The 605-nt window shown below is 45.6% G+C and carries 1 tRNA gene; it reads left to right on the top strand.

Annotation, left to right across the window (positions count from 1 at the left end):
• Window positions 1-145: 145 nt before the first annotated feature.
• Window positions 146-221: transfer RNA gene (locus tag IEX98_RS28980), tRNA-Ala, on the top strand.
• Window positions 222-605 lie beyond the last annotated feature (384 nt).

Here is a 605-nt window from a genome sequence, read left to right on the forward strand (position 1 = left end):
AGGTAGCCGTATCGGAAGGTGCGGCTGGATCACCTCCTTTCTAAGGAAATACCCGATTACGTAGATAATCGGATAAATAGTGCGGATTAACGGCGCAGCTGCGTCAGACGTGATTACATTTGTTCAGCTTTGATGGAATTTGCTTGGGGCCATAGCTCAGCTGGGAGAGCGCCTGCCTTGCAAGCAGGAGGTCAGGAGTTCGATCCTCCTTGGCTCCACCAACAAAACCATCAAGTTTTGAATGTTGTGTCTTTGCTGAAGATTTACTTCGAAGCAAACGCAACGCAAAACACTTGCACCTTGAAAACTGGATAGCGAAATGAAATGAAACATCCTTTAGCGAATTGATTCTTTCTTCTTTAGAAAGAGTAAGCGAAGTTTAAATCGGTGTCGCTGATTTTTCGATGGAGTTGTTTCGAGTTCAGGATGACTTTTCGAAGGTTTCTTATGAATCGCTTTGCGATGAATGAAGAATCAAGAATGGCAGCATGAACCGATAACAACGAAGTAGAATAGCAGCAACGCCCTGATTAAACGGAGCGTTGGTTAAGCTAGTAAGAGCGCACGGAGGATGCCTAGGCACTAGGAGCCGAAGAAGGACGTGG

This window comes from Paenibacillus radicis (ex Gao et al. 2016), assembly GCF_014641555.1.
Taxonomy (GTDB): domain Bacteria; phylum Bacillota; class Bacilli; order Paenibacillales; family Paenibacillaceae; genus Pristimantibacillus; species Pristimantibacillus radicis.